This window comes from Streptomyces sp. SID14515, assembly GCF_010548505.1.
Taxonomy (GTDB): Bacteria; Actinomycetota; Actinomycetes; order Streptomycetales; family Streptomycetaceae; genus Streptomyces; species Streptomyces caviscabies.
On the sequence record NZ_JAAGMH010000070.1, the window covers coordinates 20,709 to 47,291 of the forward strand.

At 72.8% G+C, this 26,583-nt stretch carries 25 protein-coding genes and 1 pseudogene; 12 read left to right on the forward strand and 14 right to left on the reverse strand.

Features of this window, described 5'->3' with window-relative positions; translation table 11 throughout:
- Positions 1 to 4 precede the first annotated feature (4 nt).
- The 3 genes and pseudogenes from cseB (at position 5) to G3I54_RS13550 (ending at position 3,185) form a co-directional block, all read left to right on the forward strand.
- Positions 5 to 766: a two-component system response regulator CseB gene (gene cseB / locus G3I54_RS13540; protein WP_164614417.1), complete on the forward strand. Its 762-nt coding sequence runs from the start codon at positions 5 to 7 to the stop codon at positions 764 to 766.
- A gap of 16 nt (positions 767 to 782) precedes the next feature.
- Positions 783 to 2,057 carry a HAMP domain-containing sensor histidine kinase gene (locus G3I54_RS13545; RefSeq protein ID WP_164614419.1) on the forward strand — a complete coding sequence of 425 codons (1,275 nt, stop codon included), beginning with the start codon at positions 783 to 785 and terminating at the stop codon, positions 2,055 to 2,057.
- A gap of 157 nt (positions 2,058 to 2,214) precedes the next feature.
- A pseudogene (locus G3I54_RS13550) lies at positions 2,215 to 3,185 on the forward strand (serine hydrolase).
- A gap of 3 nt (positions 3,186 to 3,188) precedes the next feature.
- Here the strand turns inward: G3I54_RS13550 and G3I54_RS13555 are convergent.
- Entirely contained in the window at positions 3,189 to 4,355 is a 1,167-nt protein-coding gene (locus G3I54_RS13555; RefSeq protein WP_164614656.1) for an NADH:flavin oxidoreductase, read from the reverse strand.
- Positions 4,356 to 4,579: 224 nt separating this feature from the next.
- Entirely contained in the window at positions 4,580 to 5,827 is a 1,248-nt protein-coding gene (locus tag G3I54_RS13560; protein WP_164614421.1) for a hypothetical protein, read from the reverse strand.
- Between the two features lie 223 nt (positions 5,828 to 6,050).
- On the opposite strand from G3I54_RS13560, the gene G3I54_RS13565 reads away from it, so the two are divergent.
- Together G3I54_RS13565 and G3I54_RS13570 are read left to right on the forward strand one after the other, a co-directional pair.
- Positions 6,051 to 6,263 carry a DUF4287 domain-containing protein gene (locus G3I54_RS13565; RefSeq protein WP_137229774.1) on the forward strand — a complete coding sequence of 71 codons (213 nt, stop codon included), beginning with the start codon at positions 6,051 to 6,053 and terminating at the stop codon, positions 6,261 to 6,263.
- Positions 6,264 to 6,393: 130 nt separating this feature from the next.
- Complete coding sequence (locus tag G3I54_RS13570) at positions 6,394 to 7,170, forward strand: polysaccharide deacetylase family protein (RefSeq protein WP_164614423.1); 777 nt, start codon at positions 6,394 to 6,396, stop codon at positions 7,168 to 7,170.
- A gap of 32 nt (positions 7,171 to 7,202) precedes the next feature.
- Here G3I54_RS13570 and G3I54_RS13575 read toward each other — a convergent pair whose 3' ends face one another.
- Complete coding sequence (locus G3I54_RS13575; protein ID WP_164614425.1) at positions 7,203 to 7,856, reverse strand: hypothetical protein; 654 nt, start codon at positions 7,854 to 7,856, stop codon at positions 7,203 to 7,205.
- 154 nt (positions 7,857 to 8,010) lie between these two features.
- The gene (locus tag G3I54_RS13580; RefSeq protein ID WP_164614427.1) at positions 8,011 to 11,262 is read right to left on the reverse strand and encodes a BTAD domain-containing putative transcriptional regulator; all 3,252 of its coding nucleotides are present in this window, start codon (positions 11,260 to 11,262) and stop codon (positions 8,011 to 8,013) included.
- 195 nt (positions 11,263 to 11,457) lie between these two features.
- Here G3I54_RS13580 and G3I54_RS13585 point away from each other — a divergent pair, with 195 nt between their 5' ends.
- Entirely contained in the window at positions 11,458 to 11,922 is a 465-nt protein-coding gene (locus G3I54_RS13585) for a hypothetical protein (protein WP_164614429.1), read from the forward strand.
- A 31-nt stretch (positions 11,923 to 11,953) separates the two neighbouring features.
- Here the strand turns inward: G3I54_RS13585 and G3I54_RS13590 are convergent, their stop codons facing one another.
- Positions 11,954 to 12,580 carry a TetR/AcrR family transcriptional regulator gene (locus tag G3I54_RS13590; protein WP_343240330.1) on the reverse strand — a complete coding sequence of 209 codons (627 nt, stop codon included), beginning with the start codon at positions 12,578 to 12,580 and terminating at the stop codon, positions 11,954 to 11,956.
- A gap of 95 nt (positions 12,581 to 12,675) precedes the next feature.
- On the opposite strand from G3I54_RS13590, the gene G3I54_RS13595 reads away from it, so the two are divergent.
- Together G3I54_RS13595 and G3I54_RS13600 are read left to right on the forward strand one after the other, a co-directional pair.
- Entirely contained in the window at positions 12,676 to 13,524 is an 849-nt protein-coding gene (locus G3I54_RS13595) for an NAD(P)H-binding protein (protein WP_164614433.1), read from the forward strand.
- Positions 13,525 to 13,617: 93 nt separating this feature from the next.
- Complete coding sequence (locus G3I54_RS13600; RefSeq protein ID WP_164614436.1) at positions 13,618 to 14,565, forward strand: DUF5320 domain-containing protein; 948 nt, start codon at positions 13,618 to 13,620, stop codon at positions 14,563 to 14,565.
- A gap of 110 nt (positions 14,566 to 14,675) precedes the next feature.
- Here the strand turns inward: G3I54_RS13600 and G3I54_RS13605 are convergent, their stop codons facing one another.
- From G3I54_RS13605 to G3I54_RS13620, 4 genes are all read right to left on the reverse strand, one after another.
- Positions 14,676 to 15,440, reverse strand: a complete 765-nt coding sequence (locus tag G3I54_RS13605) for an SDR family oxidoreductase (RefSeq protein WP_164614438.1) — start codon at positions 15,438 to 15,440, stop codon at positions 14,676 to 14,678.
- A gap of 28 nt (positions 15,441 to 15,468) precedes the next feature.
- Positions 15,469 to 16,851 carry an MFS transporter gene (locus tag G3I54_RS13610; protein ID WP_164614440.1) on the reverse strand — a complete coding sequence of 461 codons (1,383 nt, stop codon included), beginning with the start codon at positions 16,849 to 16,851 and terminating at the stop codon, positions 15,469 to 15,471.
- A 191-nt stretch (positions 16,852 to 17,042) separates the two neighbouring features.
- Positions 17,043 to 17,627: a TetR/AcrR family transcriptional regulator gene (locus G3I54_RS13615; protein WP_164614442.1), complete on the reverse strand. Its 585-nt coding sequence runs from the start codon at positions 17,625 to 17,627 to the stop codon at positions 17,043 to 17,045.
- Positions 17,628 to 17,813: 186 nt separating this feature from the next.
- Positions 17,814 to 18,503, reverse strand: coding sequence for a response regulator transcription factor (locus tag G3I54_RS13620; protein ID WP_164614444.1), 690 nt, complete (start codon positions 18,501 to 18,503; stop codon positions 17,814 to 17,816).
- 240 nt (positions 18,504 to 18,743) lie between these two features.
- On the opposite strand from G3I54_RS13620, the gene G3I54_RS13625 reads away from it, so the two are divergent.
- The 3 genes from G3I54_RS13625 (at position 18,744) to G3I54_RS13635 (ending at position 22,486) form a co-directional block, all read left to right on the forward strand.
- A complete protein-coding gene (locus G3I54_RS13625; protein WP_164614446.1) occupies positions 18,744 to 19,733 on the forward strand; it encodes an ATP-binding cassette domain-containing protein in 990 nt (329 codons plus the stop codon).
- Entirely contained in the window at positions 19,730 to 20,578 is an 849-nt protein-coding gene (locus tag G3I54_RS13630; RefSeq protein WP_164614448.1) for an ABC transporter permease, read from the forward strand. Before G3I54_RS13625 ends, G3I54_RS13630 begins: the two co-directional genes overlap by 4 nt.
- 108 nt (positions 20,579 to 20,686) lie before the next feature.
- Positions 20,687 to 22,486, forward strand: a complete 1,800-nt coding sequence (locus tag G3I54_RS13635) for a histidine kinase (RefSeq protein ID WP_203686173.1) — start codon at positions 20,687 to 20,689, stop codon at positions 22,484 to 22,486.
- Between the two features lie 27 nt (positions 22,487 to 22,513).
- Here G3I54_RS13635 and G3I54_RS38985 read toward each other — a convergent pair whose 3' ends face one another.
- From G3I54_RS38985 to G3I54_RS39450, 3 genes are read right to left on the reverse strand one after another with little or no spacing between them, the layout of a single operon-like run.
- Positions 22,514 to 23,011, reverse strand: a complete 498-nt coding sequence (locus G3I54_RS38985; protein ID WP_203686175.1) for a hypothetical protein — start codon at positions 23,009 to 23,011, stop codon at positions 22,514 to 22,516.
- Positions 23,012 to 23,038: 27 nt separating this feature from the next.
- The gene (locus G3I54_RS13645; RefSeq protein ID WP_164614450.1) at positions 23,039 to 23,869 is read right to left on the reverse strand and encodes a colicin immunity domain-containing protein; all 831 of its coding nucleotides are present in this window, start codon (positions 23,867 to 23,869) and stop codon (positions 23,039 to 23,041) included.
- Positions 23,859 to 24,041, reverse strand: a complete 183-nt coding sequence (locus tag G3I54_RS39450) for a hypothetical protein (protein WP_239144354.1) — start codon at positions 24,039 to 24,041, stop codon at positions 23,859 to 23,861. Before G3I54_RS39450 ends, G3I54_RS13645 begins: the two co-directional genes overlap by 11 nt.
- A 522-nt stretch (positions 24,042 to 24,563) precedes the next feature.
- Here G3I54_RS39450 and G3I54_RS13655 point away from each other — a divergent pair.
- A complete protein-coding gene (locus G3I54_RS13655) occupies positions 24,564 to 24,782 on the forward strand; it encodes a DUF6243 family protein (protein WP_164614453.1) in 219 nt (72 codons plus the stop codon).
- Between the two features lie 51 nt (positions 24,783 to 24,833).
- On the opposite strand, the gene G3I54_RS13660 is transcribed toward G3I54_RS13655, so the two are convergent.
- Positions 24,834 to 26,069: a GNAT family N-acetyltransferase gene (locus G3I54_RS13660; RefSeq protein ID WP_164614455.1), complete on the reverse strand. Its 1,236-nt coding sequence runs from the start codon at positions 26,067 to 26,069 to the stop codon at positions 24,834 to 24,836.
- A gap of 145 nt (positions 26,070 to 26,214) precedes the next feature.
- Positions 26,215 to 26,526 carry an NIPSNAP family protein gene (locus tag G3I54_RS13665; RefSeq protein ID WP_164614457.1) on the reverse strand — a complete coding sequence of 104 codons (312 nt, stop codon included), beginning with the start codon at positions 26,524 to 26,526 and terminating at the stop codon, positions 26,215 to 26,217.
- Positions 26,527 to 26,583 lie beyond the last annotated feature (57 nt).

The window sequence follows — 26,583 nt, forward strand, 5'->3', positions numbered from 1 at the left end:
ACCGATGACCTCGAACGCCCAGGTAGGCAGCGTGTCCGAAGCCCGGGGCCCGGCCCCCATCAGCGTGCTCGTGGTCGAGGACGACGCCACCATCCGCCGCGCCGTCCAGCTGGCCCTGGAACGCTACGGCTACCGGGTCGCGGTCGCCGCCGACGGGCTCAGCGGTCTGGAGGCCTTCCGTGCGGGCGGGCACGACCTGCTGATCCTCGACGTGATGCTGCCCGAGCTCGACGGCATCGGCCTCTGCCACCGGATCCGCGAGGAGAGCCCCGTACCGGTCCTGATGATGTCCGCGCGCGGCGACGCCCTCGACGTGGTCGCGGGCCTGGAGGCGGGGGCCGACGACTATGTCGTCAAGCCCGTCGACACCGCCGTACTGGTCGCCCGGATCCGCGCCCTGCTGCGCCGCGCCACCTTCCGCCCGGACGCGGACCGGCCGGACCGGCCCGCACGCGGCAAGTCCGACCGGGCCCCCGATCACGTCCTGACCTTCGGCGACCTGACCGTCGACACCCTCGGCATGGAGGTGCGCCGGGCCGGTGAGACCTTGTCGCTGACGCCGACCGAGCTGCGCCTGCTGCTGGAGTTCGCCGCCGCGCCCGGCTCCGTGCTCGACCGCAGGCGGCTGCTGCGCGACGTGTGGGACTACGGCTGGGAGGGCGACACCCGGGTCGTGGACCTGTGCGTGCTGCGGCTGCGCAAGAAGATCGGCAGCGGGCGGATCGAGACCGTCCGCGGCTTCGGCTACAAGCTCGTCCGCGGCTGAGCGGCCGACGACCGCCGTGGACTTCCTCAACCCCCGTGCCCTGCGCTGGAAGATCGCCGCACTCGCCGCCGCAGCGTGCTGCGCGGTCGCCGCCGTGGTCGGCTTCCTGGTGCACGACGCGACCCGCGAGCGCGGCCTGCGCGTCGGCAACGACCGGGCGCTGACCCGGCTGACCGCCGCCGAGCGGGAGTTCGACCGTACGGGGAAGGCGCCGGCCGACATCGACGTACGGACCAGGGCCGAGCTGCCGGAGCCGCTGGCGCGCGATCTCGCCGACGTCACCGGCGACGAGCTGCCGGGCACCGGCCGCGGATACGCCACCTGGTACGACGCCGATCCGCCGAACTGGTACTGGATGTGGGGCGCGGTGGCGGTCGGCGACGACCAGGTCCTCGTCGTCCGGGACGACATGAGCACCGAGGTCCGCAGCCTCCAGCTCCTGGACCGCAGCATCGTGAAGTCCGTCCTCGCCGCCCTCCTGTTCGTCGTGCCGCTCGCCGCCCTCGCCACGGAACCGATCAACCGGCGGCTGCGCCACGGGGCCCGTACCGCCCGCCGGATCGCCGACGGCGACCTCGACGCGCGCATCGGCCCCGCCGGGCGGGCCCGCGACGAGATCACCGAGATGTCGGCGGCCGTCGACGACATGGCGGACGCCCTCCAGCGCAAGCTGGAGAACGAGCGGCGCTTCACCGCCGACGTCGCGCACGAACTGCGCACCCCGCTGATGGGCCTGGTCACCGCCGCCGGGCTGCTGCCCGAGACCGACGAGGCGGCCGGTCTCGTACGGGACCGGCTGCGGGCCCTGAACGCCCTGGTCGAGGACCTGCTGGAGATCTCCCGGCTGGACGCGGGCGCCGAGCGGGCCCGCCTCGATGCGGTGCCGCTGGGCGAACTGGTCGCCGACGTGGTGCGGCGTACGGGCACGGACACCCACGTCACCGTGGCGGACGCCGAGGTGGTGGAGACCGATCCGCGCCGGGTGGAGCGGATCGTGGTCAACCTCGTCACCAACGCCCACCGGCACGGCGCGGACCCCGTCGAGGTGACCGTCACCGGCGCGCGGATCGCCGTACGCGACCACGGTCCAGGCTTCCCGCCCGACCTGCTGGAGCGGGGCCCGCAGCGCTTCCGCACCGGCGCGAGCGAACGCGGCCGGGGGCACGGTCTCGGCCTGACGGTCGCCCAGGGCCAGGCGGAGGTGCTCGGCGCCCGGCTGGCCTTCGCCGACGCCCCGGGCGGAGGAGCGCTCGCGACCCTCGACCTGGCTCCGCACGCACCCTCCGCCTGATACGGAACCGAAACGCACTCTCGCGGGTGCGGAAACGGTGCTGTACGGGTCCGGAAGAACGACTCCTCGAAGGTGACTCCGGTACGGGAAACCGCGCTGTCACCTGGAGGAGCCCATGCCCGCAGCCCCCACTGCCACCCCTTCCGCCGGGAGCGGTGTGCGTTTCCGGCGCTCGGTCCTCGTACCGCTGACCGCCGCCGTGGTCCTCGCGGCCGGCACGGGAGGGTGGTACGCGTTCGGCGGCGGCGGGCCGGCGACCGGGCCCGGCGGCGAGGGGCCGGGGGAGGGGGTGGCGCCGCTCGCCCGGTCGATGCATCTGCCCTGGCCGCGCGAGGGCCAGGCGAGCGTGGCGGTCGAGGGGATCGGCAGCCTCGGCACCCGGGGCGAGCAGAAGCCGGTGCCGATCGCCAGTGTCACCAAGGTCATGACGGCCTACGTGATCCTCAAGGACCGTCCGATGCGCGCCGACGCCCCCGGCGCGACCGTGGTCGCCGATCAGCGGGCGGCCGACGAGTCGTACTCCTCCGTCGAGACGACCGCCCCGGTGCTCGCCGGGAGGAAGTACACCCAACGTCGGCTGCTGGAACTGATGATGGTGCCGTCCGGCAACAACGTGGCCCGGCTGCTGGCCGTTGGGACGCGGGCGACGAGAAGGCGTTCGTCGCGAAGATGAACCGCACCGCCGCCGGACTCGGCATGAGCGCCACCACGTACACCGGGGTGAGCGGCATGGAGACGAGCACGAGGAGCACGGCGGCGGACCAACTGAGGCTGGCCCGCGCCGCCATGAAGGACCCGGCCTTCCGGCAGATCGTGGCGACCGGCTCCGTCACGGCCCCGGGCGCCGGGGTGACCTTCCGCAACACCAACAAGCTGCTCGGGCACGACGGGGTCATCGGCCTGAAGACCGGCTCCTCCACCCCGGCGGGCGGCAACCTCGTCTGGGCGACCAGGCAGAAGGTCGCCGGGGCCGATCGCCTGGTCATCGGCGTCGTGCTGCACCAGCGCGCCGGTACATCGCCCGCCGAGGGCAGCGCCGCCGCGCACGAGGCCAGCCGCGCCCTGATCACCGCGATCCGCGCGGACCTCCCGGCGGCGGCGAACAGGGCACAGCGGCAGCGGGCTTGAGGGTCAGTGCAGGGTCTTCAGCATCTCCGCGGAGAACGGGGTGATGTCCGCCGTGCGCCCGTTCAGGGTCTTCGCCGCCCACTCGGGGTCGGAGATCAGCGCGCGGCCGACGGCGACCATGTCGAACTCGTCGCGCTCCATCCGGTCGAGCAGCTGCTCGATGCCGGTGACCCGGGAGTCGTTGCCCTGGAAGGCGCTGAAGAAGTCGCCGTCCAGGCCGACCGAGCCGACGGTGAGGGTCGGCCGGCCGCTGATCTTCTTCACCCAGCCGGCCAGGTTGAGGTCGGAGCCCTCGAACTCCGGCAGCCAGTAGCGGCGGGTGGACGCGTGGAAGACGTCGACGCCGGCCTCGGCCAACGGCGTGAGCAGGGCGTCCAGTTCCTCCGGCGTCCGGGCGAGCTTCGCCTCGTAGTTGTCCGACTTCCACTGGGACATCCGGAAGAAGAGGGGGAAGGCGTCGGAGACGGCGGCGCGGCAGGCCGCCACGATCTCGGCGGCGAACCGGGTCCGGGCGACCAGGTCGCCACCGTAGGCGTCGGTACGCCGGTTGCTGCCGGACCACAGGAACTGGTCGATCAAGTAGCCGTGGGCGCCGTGCAGTTCGGCGCCGTCGAAGCCGAGGCGCTCGGCGGCGGCAGCCGCGTCGGCGAAGGCGGCGATGACGTCGTCGAGGTCCTTCTGCGTCATGGCACGGCCCTTGGGCTCACCGCTCAGCGACAGCCCCGAGGGCCCGACCGGCTCGGCGTCCGGGACGGGCCCGGCGCCCTCGGTACGGGTGACGCCCACATGCCAGAGCTGCGGAATGATCGCGCCGCCCGCCCGGTGCACGGAGTCCGCGACATGTCCCCAGCCCGCGAGCGCCGCCTCGCCGTGGAAGCGCGGGACCCGGTCGCTGGTCCCGGCGGACTCGTGGTCGACGTAGGTGCCCTCGGTGATGATCAGCCCGACGTCACCGGCGGCCCGCCGCGTGTAGTAGTCCGCCACGTCCTGCCCCGGAACGCCGTCCGGGGAGAACTGCCGGGTCATGGGCGCCATCGCGATCCGGTTCCGGGAGGTGAGGCCGCGGACCGTGAACGGGCGGGAGAGGGTGGCCGCCGCGCGGGCCGCGGCGCTCGCCTCCGCCTCGTCCTGCCCACCTGCCGGGGCCGCAGGGGCTGCCGGGTCCGTCACGTCTGTCACGTCTGTCACGTCGGATTCCTGTCCGTTGTGGGGGTGGTCCACCCGGCCCCAACGCGCTCGCGCGGCGTCGCCATCCCGGCAACGGCCGCGATCCGGGTAAAGAGTGGGCAAAGAACGGAGTCCGCCTCCGGTGCCTCCGGAGCCCGCGCTCCGCCCCACGCCTGCTCAGGCCGCTCCACCTGCTCAGGCCGCTCCCCCTGCTCAGGCTGCTCCGCCTACTCAGGCTTCTCGGGCTTCTCGGGCTTCTCCGGCAGCTTCAGGTCCGTGCAGGCCCCGCGCCGTACCTGATCCGCCGCGAACGCGGACACGTACGTGCGCAGCAGCACGCGCTGCTCGTACCGTTCGGCCTCGGTCGGCGGCACGTACGCCGTGCCCGGCTTCCGGTGCCGGTCGGGATAGTCCTGACCCCAGCGCGCGGCGAAGCCGACGTCGTCCCCGTCGCACCTGGCGACGGCCCACGCCCGGTGCTCGGTGAGGTCGGGCCTCCGGGCGGCGCCCCGGCCCATCGGCAGAGGGTCGGGGTCCGAGCCCATCTCGTGGACCAGCGGGCCCCAGTCGCCGAGCCAGGAGGTCAGCTCGACGATCGACGTCCCCTTTCGCGCGTCCGGGTACGCCTCCGTGGCGCGCAGGGTGCACCGGCCGACGATCCCGCCGTCGGCGACGGCGATGCGCACGTCGCCGTCGCGCCCCGCCTCCGGGACGCGGGTGGTGGCGAGGGCGTCGCAGGCGGTGCCCTTCGCCCGGGCGCGGGGCACGTACGTCCCCTCGTCCGGCACCGCGCCGTCCGCCGGGGCGGGCAACGGCTCGCCGCCGCAGCCGAGCTTCTCGGTCACCGCGTTCGTCATGTGGACGGCGAGCCGCAGCATGGCCGCCTTCTCCGCAGGGCTGTGGGCGGAGTACGTCCTGGTGCTCACGAGCAGCCGGCGACGCTCCGGGGCCGCCTTCTCCTTCTCGCCCGCTTCCGCCCTCGCTTCCTTCTTCTCCGCCGCCGACAGGACGCCACGCGGGCATTCCGGCATCAGATGGACGATGCCGGGGTCCTCCTCGAAGCCGGGCAGGCCGCCCGGCAGCACGGCGTCCGGCGGGCGGGACGTTCCCACGAACCCGAGCACCCTGTCACGGTCGTGACCCGCCGGGTAGGTGTCGACCGCGACCACGGGGCCGCCGTTCTCGTTCCTCAGCACACAGCTGTACGTGCCGTCCTCGGCGTCGAAGGACTCCTCCGCCTCCCCGAGCCGCAGGTCCGTCCGCACGATCTCCAGGTCCCCGGCGGGCAGTTGGCCCCCGCACGCCTCGCGCGCCAGCCACCAGTCCTTCACCGGCTCCCGCACCGAGTAGCCGACGATCAGCAGGACGACCACCGCCCAGAGCCCGGCCACCAGCCACGTGCGGTGCCGGGAGGACCAGTCCTTCACCTGGTCCTCCAGCCGGGTCCCCGTCCGATTCGCCGGCCTCGGCTCCACTCTCGACTCCCCCGCTCGCCCGTACGCCACGTCCGTACCAGTGTGAGCAACGGCCTTGATGCCCCGCCCTCCGGGGTCACCGCCCTCCAAGCCGCTCGGAGCTGCCGGAGCCTTACGGCGAGACCGAGTGGTGACCTGATCGGCGGCCGGAGGCCGATGACTTCGCCGTCCGGCGCCGGTCATACCCGCGACATCATGCGCACCACAACAGACGGGACACCCCATGACCGACGCCGTGAAGGGCCCTGCGAGCTACTTCCCCTCGATCGAGAAGAAGTACGGCCGCCCGGTCTCCGAGTGGAAGGACCTCATCCGCTCCTCCCCGCTGACCAGGCACGGGGAACTGGTCGCCTGGCTCAAGTCGGAACACGGCCTGGGCCACGGCCACGCCAACGCCCTGGTCGCGCACACCCGCGCCGAGGACGGCGACCGCTGACCGGCTCTCCGTTTGTCGCCGACCGCCTGCAGCTGTGTCCGCGAACGGTAACCGAGGCATCCCGCCGGGACCTTCGCATGTCTAGGTGGGTGCACGGCATCGGTGGAGACGGCAAAAGGGGCGGGCGGACATGGCGAAGCACAAGGGAAGGGCCTGGCACAGCCGGCTCCTCGCGGCGGCGCTCGGCGTGACGGCGCTGGCCGCCGCCACCTCGGTGTGGACCGCGCAGGCCGACACCACCGGAGCCCGGCCGCCGCAGGGGCGTGTCTCCTCACCCGACGCCCAGGACCGGCCCGTGGCCGAGGTGGCGGCGGACATCGCGCACGCCTCGGACCGCGGCGCCCGGGGCGTCAACATCACCATCGACGACGGGCCGGACCCGGTCTGGACGCCCCAGGTGCTGCGCCTGCTGAAGGACCGCGGGGTGAAGGCCACGTTCTGCATGGTCGGCACCCAGGCCAGGGCCTACCCGGACCTGGTCAAGGCGGTCGTGGCGGACGGCCACCGGCTGTGCAACCACACCGTCTCGCACGACACCACCATGGACACCAAGTCCGAGGCCTATCAGCGGCAGCAGATCCTGGACGCCGAGCGCATGATCACCAAGGCGTCCGGCGGCGTCCGCTCGCAGTACTACCGGGCCCCGGGCGGCGCCTTCACCCCGTACAGCCGGAAGCTCGCCGCGTCCCACGGGATGCGGCCGCTGGGCTGGAACGTCGACACCAAGGACTTTGAACACCCCGGTGCGGACACCATGGTCGCCACCGTCAAGCGCGAGATCGCCAACGGGCCGACCGTCCTCTTCCACGACGCGGGAGGAGAGCGCTCGGAGACCGTGGCCGCCCTGCGCGAGGTCCTGCCCTGGCTGAAGGAACAGGGGTACGCGTTCGGCTTCCCGGTGCGCTGAGCGAGGCCGGCCCGTACCGGACGACGTGACCGTCAGTTGGTCCAGACGACCGGGCTGTCGCTGTAGGTGTCGCCTTCGTCGAATTCGGCGCCGGTGACGGGTGTGGTCTTCGTCGCGGCCAGCGAGCAGGTTTCGTAGGAGGCGCCCTCGGTGGTGAAGTCGCGGGGTGCGGTTTCGCGGTCGCACTTGCCCGGGATGTCGCCCATGAGGATGACGCCGGTGCCCGCGCCGCCTTCCAGTACGCCGTCGAGCTTGAGGGAGGCGTACGAGAGGTCGGTGCCGCCGACGTTCTCCACCTTCATCTTGATGAAGTAGGGCGTCATGCCTTTCGCCTTGTCGCCGAAGGCGGCCATGTCGGACTCGGCGCCCTTCTCGATGGCTGTGACGGTGACGGCGATGGTGCCCTTCTTGTCGCTCGTGTACCGGAACGGCACCACGGCCCGGTCGCCGACCTTGAGCTTGGTGCCCGGGGCGGTGGCGTCGCCCGCGGGGGCCTCTCCTCCGTTGCCGCCGTCGTCACTGTCGTCGGTCGGGCTCTCGCTGCTGGGTTCGGACGAGGCCGGGGCCGACGCGGACGCGGCCGGAGTCTCCTTCGTGGCCGGCTCGCCGTCGTCACCGTTGCAGGCCGAGAGTCCGAGCCCCAGGGCGACCGCAGAAGCCGCGAGAACGATGCGTCGCTTGTGCACTGTTACTACCTCACTACCGATGTACGAGAGTTCCGAGAAGGGTTCCGCTGTGACGCGCAGGCTGTCACCTCGCGGAATACGTCGGGTACACGCCGGGAGCGTTGCCGGTACACACAGGGAGTGTTGCCGGGCACCCCCGCCGCCCGGGCACTGCTCAGCGGATCGTGTCCCGCAGGGCGTTCGCCTCGTCGTCCAGGTCATTCGCGACGCCCGGGTCTCCCGCCGCCGCCCGCAGCCGGGCGAGCTTCTCCAGCACACCCGCGAGCAGATACGGGTAGTCGATCCCGCGGGCCACCTCGACCGCGTGCTCCCCCTGGACGATCGCGGCCGCCAGGTCATGGGGGCCGTGGCCGTCATGGTCGTCAGGGAGCTCGTACAGACGGGCGTCGAGCAGGTCGACGAGAACCCGGGTCTCGAACATGGGGTCATGGAGTGCGCGCGCGACCTCGACGCCTTCGAGGAGCCGACTCCGCGCCTCGGCGTACTCGCCCCGGGCCAGGTGGAGACAGCCCCAGGCGTGGGCGATGTAGAACGGGCCCGACACCCCGATGCCCCGGGCACACTCCGTCAGTTCGGCGAACGACTCCTCGGCCTCCCGGTGCCGGCCGAGTGCGAGCTGCGCCTGGCCGAGCCAGTAGGTGTCCCGTGCGATCAGGGTCCGGATCCCCTGCTTCCGCGCCCCGGCGACGATCTCCGTGAGGACCGCCGCCGCGCGTTCCGGCCGGCCCGCCTGCAGATGAGCCAGGCCGACCTGTGAGTACGCGTGCAGGGCCGCCGCCGTCTGACCGCCCGCGACGAGCCGTTCGTAGGCCTCGCGGCCCGCCGTGATCGCCTCGGTCAGACGGCCGTTGGGCACGAGGAAGAACGGCGCGTTGCTCAGCGCCTCCAGATGGCCCCGCCGGTCCCCGATCCGCTCGAACAGGCCCATGGCCTCGGTGTTGGACTCCTCGGCCGGACCGTACCGACGCCGGGTGTAGAGAAGCCCGGCCATCGAGATGAGCAGTCTGGCCCGGCCCCGCAGATGTCCCGCGGCCCTCGCCAGGCCCATCGCCGTTTCGTAGCACTCCTGCCAGTCGTCGAAGTACCGCTCCGTCTCGAACAACGCGTGTGCGCCCACGGCCAGTTCCCAGCACAGCTCGTCCTGGCCCAGCTCGGCGGCCTGCCGCACACCTGCCACCAAGGAGGTGCGTTCCGCGTCCAGCAGCTCCATCGGCGGCACGGAGGGCGGCAGGCCGGCCTCCACCCGCGCGGGCCGCCACCGGTCGGCGTCCTGCTGGAACATGTTCTGCCCCATGTGGTCACGGTCGGCGATGTCCGTGAAGGCCAGGAGCGCGCCCAGGACGCGGACGACGGACCCGTCCCGGGCGGCAGCCGACTCCTCCGCCTCCGCGCGTTCCCGGGCGTACGCGCGGATCAGGTCGTGGAACGCGTAACGCGCCTGCCCGCTCGGCGTTCCGTCGACGTCGGGCAGGCGGACGTCGAGCAGATGGACGTCCACCAGCTCGTCGAGGAGTTCCTGGGCCTCCCGCAGGTCGGCGTCGACGGCGGCGGCCGCTGCCCAGAGCGGGAAGTCGGGCGCCTCCAGCAACCCGAGGAGCCGGAACAGCCGCCGTGCGCCGGGCCGCAGGCCCTCGTAACTCAGCCCGAAACTGGCCCGTACTTCGAGGTCGCGATAGCGCAGTGCGTCCAGCCGGTGCTGTTCGTCCGCCAACCGGGACACGAGATCCGCCGGCCGCCAATGCGGTCGGGACACCAGGAGCGACCCGGCGATGCGCAGCGCGAGCGGCAACCGCGCGCACAGCCCGACCAGTTGGGACACCTCCGCCCCGGAAGCCGAGGCGAGGCGTCCGTCGGTGCTGCCGCGCAGCAGGGCCGCACTGTCGGCCTCGGACATCTCGCGGAGCTCGACCCGGTGCGCGCCGCCCAGACCTCCCAGCCGTACGCGGCCGGTGGCGATCACCCCGCACGTACCGCTCGCCGGCAGCAGGGGAGCCAACTGCTTCTCGTCGAACGCGTCGTCGAGCACCACCAGGATCCGCCGTTCCGCGAGCAGGCCCCGGTAGAGGCCCACGCGCTCCTCCGGATCGTCCGGCACGGCCGTGGCGGGCACTCCCAGCGCACGCAGGAAGCGGCCGAGCACGGCGGTCGGGGAGACCGGCTGCGTACGGGTACCGGCCAGCGTCGCGAAGAGCTGGCCGTCGGGGTACGCGGACCGCAGCCGATGCGCGGCCTGCACCGCGAGGGCGGTCTTGCCGACCCCGCCGGGGCCCGAGACCGTCACCGTCGCGGCGGGCTCGTCGGCGGCGTGCCCGGTACGGAGCACCGCCTCGATCTCCGCCAACTCGCCCTGCTGCCCGCTGAAATCGCCGAGCGCCGGGGGCAGCATCCGGGCACGGGCGACGTCCGGCCGGGCCCGCTCCTCGGCCACGAGCGCCGCGAGGTCCGGCGCAGGGCCGGGCGCAGGGTCCGGAGCGGCGTCCTCGGCCGTGCCCAGCGCGGCGGCGTCCTCGGCCGTGACAGCCGTCCGGTCCGGGGCGGGGTCGTCGGCCGTGACAGCCGTCCGGACCGGCGCGGCGTACTCGGCAGCGAACGGCGTCCGGTCCGGCGCGGCATCGTGGCCCACGACGGCCACCCGGTCCGGTGCGTGAGCCGTGACCGCCGCGCGGTCCAGCGCGGGATCCTCGCCGAGGATGGCCCGGTGCAGGTCCCGCAACCGGTGCCCGGGCTCCAGCCCGGTCTCCTCGACCAGGACGTCCCGGACCTGGAGATAGGCCAGCAGAGCGTCCGCCCGCCGGCCGCAGCGGTACAGCGCGAGCATGAGCTGCGCCCACATCCGCTCGCGGAACGGGTGCTCCATCGTCAGCGCGGTCAGCTCGCCCAGAACCTCGCTGTGCCGACCGAGCCGGAGATCGACGTCGACCCGCTCCTCCCGTACGCCGAGCCGCAGTTCATCGAGGCGGGAGGCCTCCGACCGCAGCGCCGGTACGTCGGCGATCCCGGCGAACGCGGGGCCCCGCCAGAGCGCCAGGGCCTCGCCGAAGAGCCGGCGCGAGCGCTCGTGGTCACCGGCCGCAAGTGCCGCCCGGGCCGCGCCCGCCAGATCCTCGAAGCGCGCCGAGTCCAGCTCGGCACGGTCGGCGCGCAGCCGATAGCCCCGGCCCTCCCGGGTGATGCGTCCCGCGTCCTCCAGGCGGTGCCGGAGGCGGTGGACGTAGGTCTGCACGTTCTTGGTGGCGCTCTTCGGCTGCTCCGTGCCCCAGACCGCTTCCACCAGCGCGTCCTCGGTGACCGGCCGGTCCGGCCGGCTCAGCAGGACCGCCAGGAGCACCCGCCCTTTCGGCGTGCCCAGTTCCAGCGGTACGCCGGCCCGCCGCACGGTCAGCGGACCCAGCACCCCGAAGTCCACAGCTGCCCCCCGTCCTTGACGGCAACTCTAACGACCGCCGGTCGCGACCGGCCCGGTGTGGTGGCCCGTCGCGGTGGGCTGCTGGTCCAGGATCCGCGCCCGCCAGTAGAGTTCGATGCTTGTTCGATTCGCTACGAGGTGGGGGGATGGCTGGTGGGCGCACAACTGAGAGGTACCGCAGAGGAGTTGGCGGCGATGCTGTGGCGGGAACACACCGTGTACCGGGAGCGGTCCGGCGGGATGGTGATCCGGGGGGAGCACGTGGAGCGGTGGATCAGCCTCGCTCCGGCGGGCGGCGCGGGCGAGGTTCTCGTGCGCGCGGGGCGCATCCTGGACGGCGGCACCACCGCCCCGGCGCGTTCGGAGGCCGTGGTGCCCCTCTCCGCCGGCATGGGCCCGCTCGCCGCGACCTGCCGACGGCTGCTGGCCGAGGCGGCGGCCGACGCGATACGGGTGCCTCCGGGCCGGGCGGAGTCCGGGCGGTCCGACCGGCCCCGGCGAACCCAGCGCCTCCGGCGGTCCCGTCGGTCCCGGAGGGCGGAGCGGCGAAACGGCCGGGGAAGGCACACCGGGTTCAGCTCGTGGGTGATCATGGCCTGCGTCGTGGGCGTGGTCGCCCTGTACGTCTACAGCGCCTACGGCACCGTGCGTCACTACTGACCCGTCCGGCGGTGACGCAGGAACCCGGAGATCAGGCCGGGCGCAGGCCGGGAGCCTCCAAGGAGTCGAGCCAGCGGACGAGGCGCGCGCCCTCGCTGGTCATGATCTCCGGATCGCGCAGGGCGTTGGCCAGGAGTGACATGCCCTGGTAGCCGGCGACGAGGGTGACGGCGAGGCCGTCCGGGTCGGGCAGGCCCAGGGTGCGGAACTGGTGCCCGGTCCAGTCGAGCAGCTTCCGGATCACCGTGCCGGCCTCCACGTCGAGCGTCCCGTCCGCGCGCTTGTCGAGCTCGACGGCCAGGGTGCCGGTGGGGCAGCCGTACCGGGCGGCGATGTCGCGCCGGCCGACCCAGGCCTCGATCAGGGCCTTGAGCCGGTCGAGCGGGTCGGGCAGCTCGTCGAGCCGACGGGTGAGCTCCTCCAGGTGCGCGCTGTGCTCGGAGAGTGCGGCCTGGACGAGTTCGTCCTTGGTCTTGAAGTAGTAGTAGACGTTCCCTACCGGGACTTCGGCCACGCGCGCGATGTCGGCGAGGGTGGTCCGTTCGACGCCCTGCTCGTGCAGGACCTGGGCCGCGGCGGCGGTGAGCCGCCGCCGCTTGTCGGCTCCCCGGGCTCCCCGGGCCCCGCGGGAACCTCGGGGCTTAACTGAGTCAGTCACCCAACCAACTATAGACAGCGGCCCGGGGGTGCGTGCTAGCGTCATTCAAGTCAGCCAGCTAACTAACTACCTAATTGACCAACTCAGGAGCAGACATGATCGTGGTGACGGGTGCGACCGGAAACATCGGCCAGACGCTGGTGCCGCTGCTGGCCGGGGCGGGCGAGGAGGTCGTGGCCGTATCGCGGCGACCGCACCCCGCCGCCGGGCTTCCGGACGGCGCCCGGCACGCCCGGGCCGACGTCGGGGACGCCGCGAGCATGGCGCCGGTCCTCAAGGGCGCCGACGCCTTCTTCCTCCTGCTGGGCGGCGAGCTCAACGGCCACGGCGAGAGCCCGAAGGCGCTGTTGGGCGCGGCTGTGGCCGCCGGGGTGAAGCGGATCGTCCTGCTCTCCTCCCAGGTCGGCGCCACCCGCCCCGAGGAGCTTTCGCACGCCCGCCTGCGTGAGTTCGAGGCGGCCGTGCGCACATCCGGACCGGACTTCACCGTCCTGCGCCCGGGCGGGTTCGCCTCCAACGCCTTCGCCTGGGCCGAGTCGGTCCGCACGCGGCGCACGGTGTTCGCCCCGTTCGGCGATGTGGCGCTGCCCGTCGTCGACCCGGCGGACATCGCCGCGGTCGCCGCCGCCGCGCTGACCGAGGACGGCCATGCGGGCCGTACGTACGAGCTGACCGGACCCGAGCCCATCAGCCCCCGTCGGCAGACCGCGGTGATCTCCGAGGCCCTGGGCGAGGAGGTGGCCTTCGTGGAGCTGTCCCGCGAGGAGGCCCACAGCCACCTGGCCCGGTTCATGCCGGAGGAGGTCATCGGCGGCACCCTGGACGTCCTCGGCCTCCCGCTGCCGGCCGAGCAGGCGATCGGACCCGATGTGGAGAAGGTCCTCCACCGCCCGGCCCGGCCCTTCGGGGAGTGGGTCGCGCGCAACCTGCCGGCCTTCCGGTGACCCGGTCGCGGCGGGTGACGTGGTTCCGGCCCGAGTGGAAGGCGGACGGGCTGGGCAGGACCTTGCCGCGACCGTGCGACGTAAGGGGACGGCATGTCAACGACCGGTATCCAGCAGGGAATGACGGGCGAGGAGGTCACCGATCTGATCGGGCCGCCGCTGGACAGCCTGCGCATGGACCTGATGTTCGGCGGCGCGTCGGTCAGCGGCTTCGTGAGTGGCGGCCCAGGGGGTGACGGCCTCGCGGATGGCGGCCCTGCGGGTGGTAGCCGTACGGGTGTCGGCCCTGCGGATGTTGGCCGTACGGGTGGCGGGGAGTCGGCCGGTCGTCCGGCGCGGACCGGCAGGGGGAGAGGGCTGTTCGGGCGCCTGTTCGGGCGACGCGAGGCGGCGTCGGCCCCGCACCCGGTGGTCGTGAGGAGCGGGCCGCCGGCCTCGTTCTCCTCGTCGTTCAACTGGTTCTACCCCGGATTCCCGGAGGGCCAGGACACGATCGTCACCGTCACCCGGGGAATCGTCACCGAGATCGTGTCCCGGCCGTGCGGAGGCGCCCCACCCCCCACCGAGCGGGCCAATCCGTGGGCGGCGGACCTGATGGCGCGCCACATCGCACGGGTGGAGCGGGACCTGCCCGACCTCGCCTCGCATGCCAACTGGTCGGTGCTGACGAGCGACGAGGTGCACGAACAGGTGCTGCGCGTGCACACGTCCGGACCCGAGGGTGGCCAAGTCGCCTGCAAGGTACGCCGGTTCGGCGATCTCGACGTCCTCGTCAGCTCCTTCGACACGATCGACCCCGCCGTCATCCGCGACCACCTGCCCGGCGGCTACATCGCCCAACTGGACCGGCTCCTGAAGGAGTACGGAATCCGCGTCGGCAGCACCGACATCGCCCACTGGATCCTGTGCCGCGACCCCGGCACGGGAACGCCCGGCGTACACCTCGCGTACGTGACACGGGTGAAGGGCGTCCCCGTGGTGATGCCGTGGGACCTGCTGACCCCGGAGGAGCAGAAGGGCGGGCGCCTGCGCTCGACCTGACGCGACGGCGGTACGCCCCACTCGGCGGGACCAGGGCCTGGACCGGGACCGGAGCCGGGGCCAGGACCGGTACCGGGTCCGGCTCCGGGGCCGGGCTCAGGGCTCAGGGCTCAGGCGGAGGCGCCGCCGTCGATGACCAGATCGCCGCCGACCACCGAAGCGGCGTCCGGCGAGGCCAGATACAGCACGGCCGCCGCGACCTCGGCGGTGGAGGAGACCCGCCCCAGCGGCGACGCGCTCTTCATCCGCTCGGCGCGGTCGGCGTCGGTCTCGCCCGGCAGCAGCGACATGGCGGTGGCGGACGCGCCGGGGCTGACGGCGTTGATGCGGACGCCGTCGGCGATGTGGTCCAGGGCGGCGGCCCGGGTCAGGGCGGAGACGGCCGCCTTGGTGGCGATGTAGCCGGCCACGCCCGGGATGCGGGCGTGCGCACCGAGGTTGGAGGCGATGTTGACGATCGCGCCGCCGGTGGGCTGCTCGCGCATCCGGGCGACCTCGGCCTGGAGGCAGAGGAACACACCGGTGACATTGACGTCGAGCAGCGTGCGCCAGTCCTCCTCGGGGAGGTCGCCCACGGGCGCGCCGCCCCTGAAGACGCCCGCGTTGTTGACGGCGGCATCGAGGCTGCCGAAGAGCTCGACGGTGCGGCGGACCAGCATCCTGACGTCCTCGGACCGGGTCACGTCCGCCGTGACCGCGACCGCCGACCCGCCCTCCTTCTCGATCAGGGCGACCGTCTCGTCGAGCGGTCCGGCGGTCCGTCCGGCCGCGACCACCGAGGCCCCCTCGGCGGCGAAGGCGAGAGCGACGGCCCGGCCTATGCCGGAACCCGCGCCGGTGACGAGGACGGCCTTGCCGGTGAAGCGTGCGGTCATGGTGATGACTCCCTGGGTTGTCGATCGGTTACTTGGTACGGGTGTTGAGGAACGCGGCGGCGGCGAGCACGGCTGCCGTCGCGGCGAGTGAGGTGGCGTCGGAGCCGAGGGTGAGCAGAGCGGCGAGGACGACGGTCGGGCCCAGCTCCATCGCGGTGTTCAGGACGCCGCCCGCGAGCCCGGTCCGCCGCGGCTCCACCCGGTCGGTCGCGAGAACGGCGGCCCCCGAGAAGGCGGCCGCCGCGCCGGCCGGCAGCAGGAGCAGGCCCGGGAGGAGCCCGTACGCGTACGGGGTGTGCGGGGCCAGGCCGGTGAGCGCGAGCAGTGCGAGGCCCGTCGCGGCGACGGCGAGCCCGGAGGTGGTGACGGCCGGCGCCCCGTACCTGGCGATGAGCGGCCCTGCCGTACGGCCCGAGGCGAGCAGAGCCACCGCGAAGGGAACGAAGGCGGCGGAGGTCTGCAGCGCCGACCAGTCGCGCTCCTGCTGAAGATGGAGCGAGAGGAGGATGAACGTCGTGGCGGTCCCGGCGGCGGTCAGTCCGACGGTGGCGAGCGCGATGGCCCGGCGGCGGTCGCGGAGGAACGCGAGGGGCAGCAGCGGGTCGTGGGAGCGGCGCTCGACGCCCAGGAACGCGATGAGGAGCGCGGCCCCGGTGAGCAGGGGAATCAGGACGGCCGCCGATCCCCAGGGTCGGGCGTCGGTGAGGACGAGTCCGTAACTGGCCAGAGTGATCCCGGCAGTTGAGAGCAGTGCGCCCGGCAGATCCAGAGAACGGCGCGGGCTGCCGACCGGCGTCCCCGGCAGCAGCCGGGGCCCGAGGGCGAGGGCGAGGACGGCCACCGCGACCGGGACGGCCTGGGTCAGCCGCCAGGACGCGAGCGCCGAGATGACCCCGGAGAGCAGGTGCCCCGCGGTCGCGCCGAGCACCGAGAGCCCACCCCAGGTGGCCATCGCCCGTCCGTACGCGGCAGGTTGGGGGAAGGCGGCCCGCAGGACGGCCATGGCTGCGGGCGCGGCGAGCGCGGCGCCCACGCCCTGCGCGAAGCGGGCGGCGAGCAGAGTCCCCGGACCCGGGGCGAGCAGCGCGGCGAGGGACGCCGCGGTGAAGACGAGCAGCCCGGCGGTGAGGGCGCGCCGCCCGCCGAACCGGTCGGCGACACGTCCGCCGAGGAGCAACAGCCCGGAGAAGGACAGCCCGTAGGCGGAGCTGAGGAGGATCAGGTCGGTCCGGTCGAGCGAGAACGCACGGCCGATCCGGGGCAGCGGCACGATGAGCGAGGTGAGCGTGAAGATCAGCGCCATCTGTACGGCGCCGAGCAGCGCGAAGGCGGGTCCGGGCGCGGCCCCGGGAGAGGCGGCCGGGGCCGAGGCGACCTCGGTGGTGCTGTTCCAGCGCTGCGTGGCAGCCATTTCTCCCCCGATATTTGACCGATCGTTCTGTTATGAGGCCATGAAGTCACCCCTCCCGCAGGAGGGGCGGTCCGGTCGAGCGGTAGCGAAGTGGAGCAGTAGGGCGAAGTGGAGCAGTAGGGCGGTGGCGCGGTAGTGCGGCGTGGTGCGGCGTGGTGCGGTAGAGCAACGTGGTTCGGTGGGACGGCCGTTCAGTCGAGCAGGGTCAGCGCCTGTTCGGCGGCGTCCCGCACCCGGCCCGGGTCGTTCGACGCCTTGCCCACGACCCGCAGGCCCTGCATCAGCACCAGAAGCATCCGTGCGAGCGCGCGCGGATCGCGGTCCGTGGGCAGCTCGCCCTGCGACTGGGCCCGTACCAGCGCCGAGTGCAGCAGGGTCTCGATGTGGCCCCAGCTCGCCTCGACCCGACGGGCCGCCGCCGGGTCGTGCGGGCCCAGCTCGGCGGCCGTGTTGGTGACGAAGCACCCTTGTGCGCGCCGGTCGTCGGATTCCGCCTCGGCCGCGAACCGCCGCACGAGCGCCCGCACGGCGGGCAGTGCGGGGCCGGGCTGGGACAGTTCCCCCAGCAGGCTCGGATCGCGGTTCTCGTTGTACCGGTCCAGTGCTTTCAGATACAGCTCGTGCTTGTTGCCGAAGGTGGCGTAGATGCTGGCGCGCCCGATGTCGAGGTGCTCGACGAGGTCCGCCATCGAAGTCGCCTCGTAGCCGCGCTGCCAGAACAGCTCAAGGGCTGACTGCAGTGCGGCTTCGGGGTCGAATTCCTTGGTCCTGGCCACGCTCGAACTCTAGGCGATACTGAAACGATCGGTCAAATATTACAGAGGCTGGCCAGGCCACCCAGGGCCCCCACGATGCTCAGGCCGCTCAGGCCGCTCAGGCCGCCCAGGCCGCCCAGGCCGCTCAGGCCGCTCAGGCCGCTCAGGTCGCCCAGGACGCCCAGGACGCCCAGGACCTAGACCGGATCAGCGGCGGCCCGGCGGGACCAGCCCGGCCTCGTACGCGGAGATGGCCGCCTCCACCCGGTTGCGTACGCCCAACTTCGCGAGCACCGCGCTGACATGCGCCTTCACCGTGCCCTCGACCAGGTGCAGACGGCCCGCGATCTCCGCGTTGGACAGCCCCGCCCCGATGCCGGCCAGCACCTCGTGCTCCCGTTCCGTGAGCCGCTCCAGCGAGCGGTGGGGATGCGCGGCCCGGTGCGCGCGCAGCCCGGCGATGACCCGGCCGGCGACCCGCGGGGACAGGTAGGCCCCGCCGGCGCCCACGGCCCGTACCCCGTTGAGCAGTTCCCTCGGGTCGTCCGCCTTCAGCAGGAAACCGTCGGCGCCCTCTTCCAGGGCGCGGGTGACGTACTCGTCCTGACCGAAGGTCGTCAGCATGATCACGCCGACCGGCGGCAGCTCGCGATGGAACCGCGCCACCGCCGTCAGGCCGTCCAGGCCGGGCATCTGGATGTCCAACAGCACGACGTCGGGCCGGTGTCGACGGGCGAGCGCGATGGCCTCGTGCCCGTCGCCCGCCTCCGCGACCACTTCGACCTGCGGGTCCCTGGCCAGGATGGCCCGTACCCCCGCCCGGACCATCGCCTCGTCGTCGGCCACCAGGACCCGGACCGGCCGGCTGCTCGGCGTCGCCTCGTCCCCGTCTTCCACGCGTTCCCCGCCTCCCACGCGTTCCCCGGCTTCCCCGGCTTCCACGCGGCGAGCCTACGGCCGAGGCGCCACCGTACGAACGCCTCCCGGACCGTATGCCCGAAGATCCGCCCGAGGGCCTGGCGTACCCCCGACGAAAGGCAGGACACCGCTGCCGATCGACCGATGGGCGCGGGCGCCGCGGACTCCTAGCGTCGATTCCGTAAGGCGAACGCGGCCATCGACCAGCGAAGGAACTCCGTGATCACCCTCCAAGGACTCACGAAACGCTACGGCGACACCCTCGCCGTGGATGGGCTGACCTGCGACATCAAGGCCGGCAGCGTCACCGGTTTCCTGGGCCCCAACGGCGCCGGGAAGTCCACCACGATGCGCATGATCCTGGGTCTGGACCACCCCACCCGAGGCCGGGCCCTGATCGCCGGCCGCCCGTACGCGAGCCTGCGGCGGCCGCTGCGCGCGGTCGGCGCGATGCTCGACGCCCGGGCCGTCCACCCGGCCCGTTCCGGCCGCACGCACCTCGTCGCCCAGGCCCGGTCCAACGGCATCCCCGTACGCCGTGTGGACGAGGTGCTGGAGACGGTGGGCCTGACCAAGGCGGCCCGTCGGCCCGCGGGTACGTACTCGCTCGGCATGAGCGGGCGGCTCGGAGTGGCGGGCGCGCTGCTCGGCGATCCTCCGGTGCTGGTGCTGGACGAGCCGGTCAACGGCCTCGACCCGGACGGCGTGCGGTGGATCCGCCGGCTCGTCCGCGACCAGGCGGCGGAAGGCCGCACCGTGTTCCTCTCCAGCCACCTGATGAGCGAGATGCAGCTGACGGCCGACCGTCTCGTCGTCATCGGGCGGGGCCGGCTGCTGAGCGACACCTCCATGACGGACTTCCTCGCCGCCGCCTCTCCCGCGTCGGCGCGTGCCGTGGTGCCCGACCCCGAGGAACGGGCGACGCTGGTCCGTCGCCTGATGACGGCCGACGGCGTGAGCGTCGAGACGTCCGCGACGGGCGACCTCACCGTCGAGGGCCGCACCGCCGCCGAGATCGGCGACCTCGCCCACCACTGCCGGGTCCGGCTGCACGGGCTGAGCGACGTCCGGGTCTCGCTGGAGCAGGCGTACATGGACCTGACCGCGCGCAGCGTGGAGTACGCGACGGGCGGCGGCGCGGAACCGACGTACGGACCCGCCACAACCGCCACAACCGCCTCAACTTCCGGTGAAGGGGAAGCACGGTGACCACGACGACGCCCCCCGGCCGCCGCCGGACGGACCCGCCCCGAGCCGTGCGCGACGCCGCCGGAGGCACCTCCGGCGGCGACACCCCCGGCGGAGGCGCCCCCGGTGGCTTCACCGGGGCCATCGCCTCCGAATGGACCAAACTGTGGTCGGTCCGAGCCCCCTACCTCTGTCTCCTCGCGGGCCTCGCGACCACCAGCGTCTTCACCTACTACTACGCCTCGATCGCCCGCATCAACGCGCATCCGGTGGAGCCGGTCGGGAACGCGGCGGCCTCCTCCGCCGTCCTCACCCAGTTCGCCGTCGTCATCCTGGCCACGGTCACGGTGACCTCGGAGTACGCGACGGGGAGCGTGCGGGCTGCCCTGCTGTGGGTGCCCCGGAGGCATCGGGTCCAGGCGGCGAAGGCGCTGGTGGTGGCCGCCGTCTCGTTCGCCGTCGGCGTCGTGTACGCGGTCGTGGGCGTGGCGGTGGCGTGGGGGGCGTTCGACGGACGGGCCTCGTTCGAGGCCGGCACGGCGCTCCGGCAGGTCCTGTCCATCGGCCTCTACCTGGCGCTCGTCGCCGCGTCGACGATCGGGACCGCGTTCGTCACGCGCCACCCGGCCGGGGCGCTGTCGATCCTCGTCACACTGCTGTGGGCGCTGCCGACCGTGCTCCTCGGGGTCGGGGGCCCGGAGCTCGCCGCCGTCAACGACTATCTGCCGCACGGTGCGGGGGACCACTTCATGCGCGCCGGCGTCGAGGCGCCGTACGCGCCGGCGACGGCGGTCCTGATCGTGGCGGCGTGGGCCGCGGCGGCGCACCTGGCCGGCCTGTACGTGCTACGCCGCCGGGACGCCTGACCTTGTGCGGACGGGCCGGTGCCCTGACCGCACGGTCAGAGGGCCGGGCCCGTCGCGCAGAATCGACCGGGCCGGTAGGAGCCCCATCGGAAGGACGGTCGCCGCACCATGCCGCACACCACGCCGCACCCCCCGCGCATACCCGTGCTCCCGGCCAGGTCCGTCCTCCCGGCCAGGTCCGTGCTCGGCGACGTGGCGCTGTGGGCGGTGCTCGCCGCCGCGACCGGTTACGGGTTCCGGGACGCGGGCGCGCCGTCGCCGGTCCTGGACCTGTTCCTCCCGCTGGCGGTCCTGGCGGTGGCCGTGCCGCTGTCCCGCCGCCGCCCGGGGACCGCGGTCGTCCTCGTCAACGGGCTGTGCGCGCTGGGCCTGGCCGACTCCGCGACCCCCGCCAACGCCCAGGTCCTGTCGTTGGCGGCCCTGAGCTGCCTGCTGGGAGCCCGGGTCGCCGCGGCCCGGGGCCCGCTCCTGGTGCTCGTCGGGTGCCTCGCGGTCGACATCGCGGTGTGTGCCGTGCTGCGGGTGCCGCCCGTGTGGTGGTTCTACACGCTGACCGTGCCGCCCGCCGCCCTTCTGCTGCCGTGGCTGGCCGGACGGCACCGGCGCGGCCGACGCGAACTCGTACGGGAGGGCTGGCGGCTGGCCCGACGCCTGGAGGAGCGGCAGCACCTGGTCGCGGAGCGGGCGCGGCTGGCCGAACGGGCGGACATCGCGGCCGACATGCACGACTCCCTCGGCCACGCCCTGAGCCTGGTCGCCCTGCGCGCCGGAGCCCTGGAACTCTCCCCGGACCTCACCGACCGCGACCGCACCGACCTGGCCGAGCTGCGCGGGACGATCGCGGACGCGGTGGAACAACTGAGGGAAACGGTGGCGGTCCTGCACGACGAGCCGGAAACAGAACCAGCAACAGATACGGGCACGGGTACGACGGGTACGGGATCGCCCCCGCCCTCCCCGCAGGACACCGTGGAGGACCTCCTGGGACGAGCGGTCGAGTTCGGCGTACCGGTCAGGTGGGAGCGCCACGGATCGGTGCCCACGCTGTCCCCGCTGGTCGAACGCGGGATGTACCGGGTCGTGCAGGAGGCCCTCACCAACGCCGTGAAGCACGCGCCGGGCAGGCAGATCCGGGTACGGATCACCCACCGGCCCGACCGTACGCACGTGAGCGTCGTGAACGCCGTCGCCTCGTCGCCCGACGGACCGGCGCGCACGGCGGCCGGATCCGCGACGTCCGGCGTCGGCGGAAGGGGCCTGACGGGCCTTCGGGAGCGAGTGGCGGTCCTCGGCGGCACGTTGCGGACCGGCCCGTACGAGGACGGGTTCCGGGTCACCGCCGCCCTCCCGCACCAGATCACGGCGCACCGCATCCGACGCGTTCCCGATCCGCATTCGCCTCCGCATCCGGACGCGGAGGCGGCCGCTCACGCCCACCGGGACACGCACCCGATCCCGTACGCAGACACGCACACGTACGCAGACACGCACACATACGCGGACACGGACACGGACGCCACCCCGGAGTCCGCCAGGCGGCTGGCCGACGTGCGGGGCGCCGCCCGCCGCCGGTCCGTGGCCGCGGCCGTGGCGCCCGTCGTCGCAGCGGCCTTCTTCGTACCCGCCGCCGTCTATCTGGCCTGGCAACTGACCACGAGCGCCCTGCCACCGTCCCGGTTCGACGAACTGACCACGGGCCGGCCACGCGCCGAACTGGCCGCCCTGCTACCGGCCCGCCCCTACCCCTACCCGCCCGACCACGCCCGTTCCGCACCCCGGCCGCCCGGCACGACCTGCGATTTCTACCGCTCCGGCCGCGACCTGCTGGACGAGGTCGACCTGTACCGGCTCTGCTGGTCCGGCGACACGTTGGCCGCGAAGGACACCGTGCCCGCGAGCCGCCCGTGACCACGCGTCCCCACGCTGACCGGAACCTCAACGACCCCACCACTCCATCGAGCAGTCCTCAAGGGTGATCTCGGCAACCGCGCTGTCCCTCACCTCTTCGAGGCGCGGGATGTAGGCACTCACGTCGGGGAGCGGTGTACAGAAGGTGACATTCGAGGTGAGCAGCCGCTCCTCGGTGTAGGCGAAGGACAACGAGACGTACGCCGTCACCTGCGTATCGCCGAACGTCTCCTGTGCGGTCCGGAGGCAGGCACACACGTATGCCAGGCACCTCCGGACGAGGAGCGGGGAGCGTACGTGCGGGGCGGCGGGGAGGTCGTAGTCGGTCATCCCTCTCCCATTGACCGTCGTCTCTTCCGCGAGCCGGTCGAAGAAGGAGCCAGGGGCCTCCGGTCGGAGGCCGGTCAGCACCCGCCCACCGGAGGCCGTGACCGACCATCCGCGATCGACCACCTCACGGAACAGAGGAGGGATGTCCTGCTCACCCAAGCCGACAAGGTCCGTAGCTCGCAGCATCTCCCTCATCAGAGGATTACTTCGCACACCTACTACCTACTCCCTACCACCTGTCTCCAGCAGTCCGACGAGGACGTCCTTCAGCTCTTCGTCCGACAGATCGTCGGCCTCCTTGAACCGAGGGTCCACGGAGTAGCCCTCCACCAAGGAGAAGACACGGTCGAGAAGCGCCTCCAACGGACCACGTACCCGCTCTCCCCGCCGCTGCGAGCTCCGCCGTGCGTCCAGCCAGCCGATGGCGAACTCCGCGCCCGTGCACTGTCCCGTCACGAAGGCGCGCATGAGGGCGAGTTGCCGGTCGGTGGAGGTCCCCTCGGGTACGTCTTCCGGGCGCTTCCAGGCGACGTGCACGGGAGGATACGACCGGGCCGCCGACTCCAGACGGGACAACTCCAGACCGGGCACCTTCGTACCGGGCCATTGCCGCGCCACAGCCCGTACGTAACGGGCGAAGCGTGCCCGGCCCTGGTCCACCCCCTCCGGCACGGCTCCCGCGAGGAACGCCGACGTACCGGCGACCAGGGCGTAACCGGGCCGAGGAAAGAGGACCGCACCCCCCAGCCCCGGGGCGGCGAGGAGAAGAGGCGGGCGCTGCCCGAGCAGGCCCGGGTCGGCCGACGCCAGAAGGTGCGTACGGATGCCGGAACCGATCTCGGGACCGGCCACCAGAACGGCATCGGCCCCCACCGCTCGGCACCCTGCGGCGATCCGCCGGACGAGCGAGTCATCGGTACCGCTTCCCGCAGGCACCGGGACGACGCTCCAGCCGATGCCCGACAGCCACCGTTCGCTGGGGCGGAACTCGCGGAACTCCCCGTCGAGTACGTACCGGACGACGTCCTCGTACCCACCGAGCTCACTGGTCACCGGCGGACCCGCTGATCGACGACGTCCGCTCCGCCGACCACGCGGCGGACTTCCGGACGGCAGGCCCGTCGACACGGACCGCGCCTGCCGCGTAGGCGGCCCAGAGCAGATCGTGGCACCCGAAGAAGGATTCGCCCCAACTGTCCACCCGGATGTGGACGCAACTGTCCACCCAGATGTGGACGCGGGACGGCCCGACCTGTGTGGCGTCCCACCACTCCCGGAACGCTCTCCAGCTCGAAATCCGCGGTGCCGCCCAGCCGCACGGCGGCAGCGAGGACCGCCCGCAGACGCCGTTCGTACTCCGCGGCGCCCCCGTCCCGGCCCCAGGGGAGGTCAACGACGAAGAGGGAGAGGACGGGCGGCGCGGCATCGTCACACGGGCGATCCAGAAGCCGCCGGTACTCGCCGGCCAGGCTGTCCCTGCTGTGCATCATCCGAGAAGTGTGCTCGGAAACAGAGCCCCACGGCAGACCGGGCCGGGGCGACGAGGAACCGGCCGGCCGACGTCGGGACGGGGAAACGTTGGCGTGCGGCGCCGACGGAACCGGGTAACGTCTTTGGCATGCTCTTCCAGACGGCGATTCACGAGTGAGCGCGTGATGGGCCCCCGCTGACGCCCTCGACATCGTCGCCGCCGCCCGTCCCCACCGATGAATCCGTAGATCACTTCACATCCTTACCGGGAGAGCCCATGACCGTGAGCAAGAACATCAACAACCCCGTGGGCCAGGGCGGCGGCCAGCGCAAGCGGCAGTCCCGCGCCGAGCGGCAGAACAACGGCCCTCACCGCAACCGCGACCGCCAGAGCGCTGCCGAGCAGAAGGCGGAGCTGGTGCGCAAGATGCGCGAGAAGGCAGCGGCGGCCGGGGACGCCGACCGGACGGGCGACGACGACACCGCCCAGAGCTGACGTACCCGTCGCCCCTCGGCGTCCCGCTGCGCAGGGTCGGCGGGGGCGCGGTCAGAACCAGTGCAGACAGTGAGGGGCGCGCTCGGCGCGGAAGAGGGCGTCGGCCAGGGTGGCCGCGCCCGGGCGGTGAGCGCGGATGTGTCCGGCCCGTACCAGCGTGCTCGGGGCGGTGCCGCCGAGGTAGACCGAGCCCAGGTCGCTGACGTCCAGGGACAGGTCGGGCTCCCGGCCCGTCGGGACGCAGTCGGCCTGACCGTCCCGGACGGTCAGCAGGTACCGGCCGCGCTCGCCGAGGAAGGGGTCCTCGACGTCGAGGACCAGCTCGCCGTCCATGAACCAGCCGCGCGCGGTCAGCGCGCCCGGGACGTCTAGCAGCCGCACCCAGAGCCAGTCGGTGTCGCCGCCCACCTCGCCGGCCCGGAAATCCGCAAGCTGCCAGCGCAGCGGGTGCTCGGGCGGCACGTGCCTGAACACGATCCGAGAAACGAGATCGTGCCCGAGCACGAACCGGGCCAGGGCCGTGAAGACGGTGTCGTCGGTGGCGATGGTCTCGTCGACGGTCAAGGTGCCGGACTCGATGGAGTAGCTCGCGTACCCGTCCGGGACGCCATCGCCATCCCGGTGGACGGCGATGTAGCGCGGTGCGGGCGAGATCGGGGGCTGCCCCGCGCGCAAGTCCCACCAGCGGTGAGGCCGGGACAACGCGCCGGGCTGGGCACGGCGGTACCGGTCGTAGACCTTTTCCAGGACCGCGCCGCACTCGTCACGCCGGACCACCTCGACCGATCCGCCGTCCTTGTCCACCCCGCCCGCCGACGCGTCGGCCGCGCCGCGCCCCCGGGGAACGGCGAGGGCGGCCTGATGGCGCGGCACTGTCAGCCGCGCCGTATAGGTCGCCGGTCCGTAGCCGAACCGGCCGTAGATCGGAGCCTCGGAGGCCAGCAGCACGGCCAGGAACTCCCCACGGGCCCGCAACTCACCGAGCTGATGCCGCATCATCGCGCTGAGCACGCCCTGGCGCCGGTGCGAGGGCAGGACACCGACGGCGGTCACCCCTGAGACCGGGACGAGGGCCTCACCGGGCAGGGTGAGCTCGAAGGCGTACGCGCCGGCGGTACCGACGGGCCGCCCGTCCGCCGCCAGGGCAAGCAGGCAGCGGTCCATCTCGAGCGCCGACCACCACAGCCCGCCGCCCTCGACCGGCGTTTCCGGGAAGCGCCCGAACGCGGCATGGACCGTGTCGACGAAGACGTCAAGGTCCTCATCGGTCGTGGAACGGATCTCCATCGCTGCGGCGACCTCCTCGAAGCACCGGCACCACGACGCGTGATGTCCGGCCCCAGTGCAGCGTTGCCCCGCGGCCGGGGCAAGCGAATTACGGCTTGGGCACAGCACTGCACCGGACGGCTTGCTGTCCGCGGGAGCTCGTCGGCTAGGACAGGCCGTCGAGCGGCCTGAGGAAACGGCGCTCGTAGCGCTTGATGCAGCGGGTATCACGAGCCAGCTGGAACGCTTGTCGGCACTCGGGGTCGGACATGCTGTCCGTTCGGTACTGCTCGTAGGCGGCCAGACTGGGGAAGGAGAACAAGGCGTACGCGATGTCGCTGTCGCCCTCACTCGGCAGGAAGTAGCCGTGGTGCGTTCCGCCGAACCGATTGACGAGCCGGACCCAGCGGCGACCGTACTCCTCGAAATCCTCGAGCTTGTCAGCGTCGATCTCGTACTTCAGGTGAATGGTGATCATGCGTGCATGATGTCGTGTCACGTCCAGGCGCTACATCGACTTCAGCTCGACGCCCAA

Excerpts from the sequence above, each read along its gene's own strand:
- G3I54_RS38985 (WP_203686175.1), bottom strand. The coding sequence starts at position 23,011 with ATGAGGGAGATGCTGCGAGCTACGGACCTTGTCGGCTTGGGTGAGCAG.
- G3I54_RS13585 (WP_164614429.1), top strand. The coding sequence starts at position 11,458 with ATGCTGTGGCGGGAACACACCGTGTACCGGGAGCGGTCCGGCGGGATG.
- G3I54_RS13570 (WP_164614423.1), top strand. The coding sequence starts at position 6,394 with ATGGCGAAGCACAAGGGAAGGGCCTGGCACAGCCGGCTCCTCGCGGCG.
- G3I54_RS13655 (WP_164614453.1), top strand. The coding sequence starts at position 24,564 with ATGACCGTGAGCAAGAACATCAACAACCCCGTGGGCCAGGGCGGCGGC.
- cseB (WP_164614417.1), top strand. The coding sequence starts at position 5 with ATGACCTCGAACGCCCAGGTAGGCAGCGTGTCCGAAGCCCGGGGCCCG.
- G3I54_RS13610 (WP_164614440.1), bottom strand. The coding sequence starts at position 16,851 with ATGGCTGCCACGCAGCGCTGGAACAGCACCACCGAGGTCGCCTCGGCC.
- G3I54_RS13660 (WP_164614455.1), bottom strand. The coding sequence starts at position 26,069 with ATGGAGATCCGTTCCACGACCGATGAGGACCTTGACGTCTTCGTCGAC.
- G3I54_RS13565 (WP_137229774.1), top strand. The coding sequence starts at position 6,051 with ATGACCGACGCCGTGAAGGGCCCTGCGAGCTACTTCCCCTCGATCGAG.
- G3I54_RS13665 (WP_164614457.1), bottom strand. The coding sequence starts at position 26,526 with ATGATCACCATTCACCTGAAGTACGAGATCGACGCTGACAAGCTCGAG.
- G3I54_RS13605 (WP_164614438.1), bottom strand. The coding sequence starts at position 15,440 with ATGACCGCACGCTTCACCGGCAAGGCCGTCCTCGTCACCGGCGCGGGT.
- G3I54_RS13595 (WP_164614433.1), top strand. The coding sequence starts at position 12,676 with ATGATCGTGGTGACGGGTGCGACCGGAAACATCGGCCAGACGCTGGTG.
- G3I54_RS13600 (WP_164614436.1), top strand. The coding sequence starts at position 13,618 with ATGTCAACGACCGGTATCCAGCAGGGAATGACGGGCGAGGAGGTCACC.
- G3I54_RS13635 (WP_203686173.1), top strand. The coding sequence starts at position 20,687 with ATGCCGCACACCACGCCGCACCCCCCGCGCATACCCGTGCTCCCGGCC.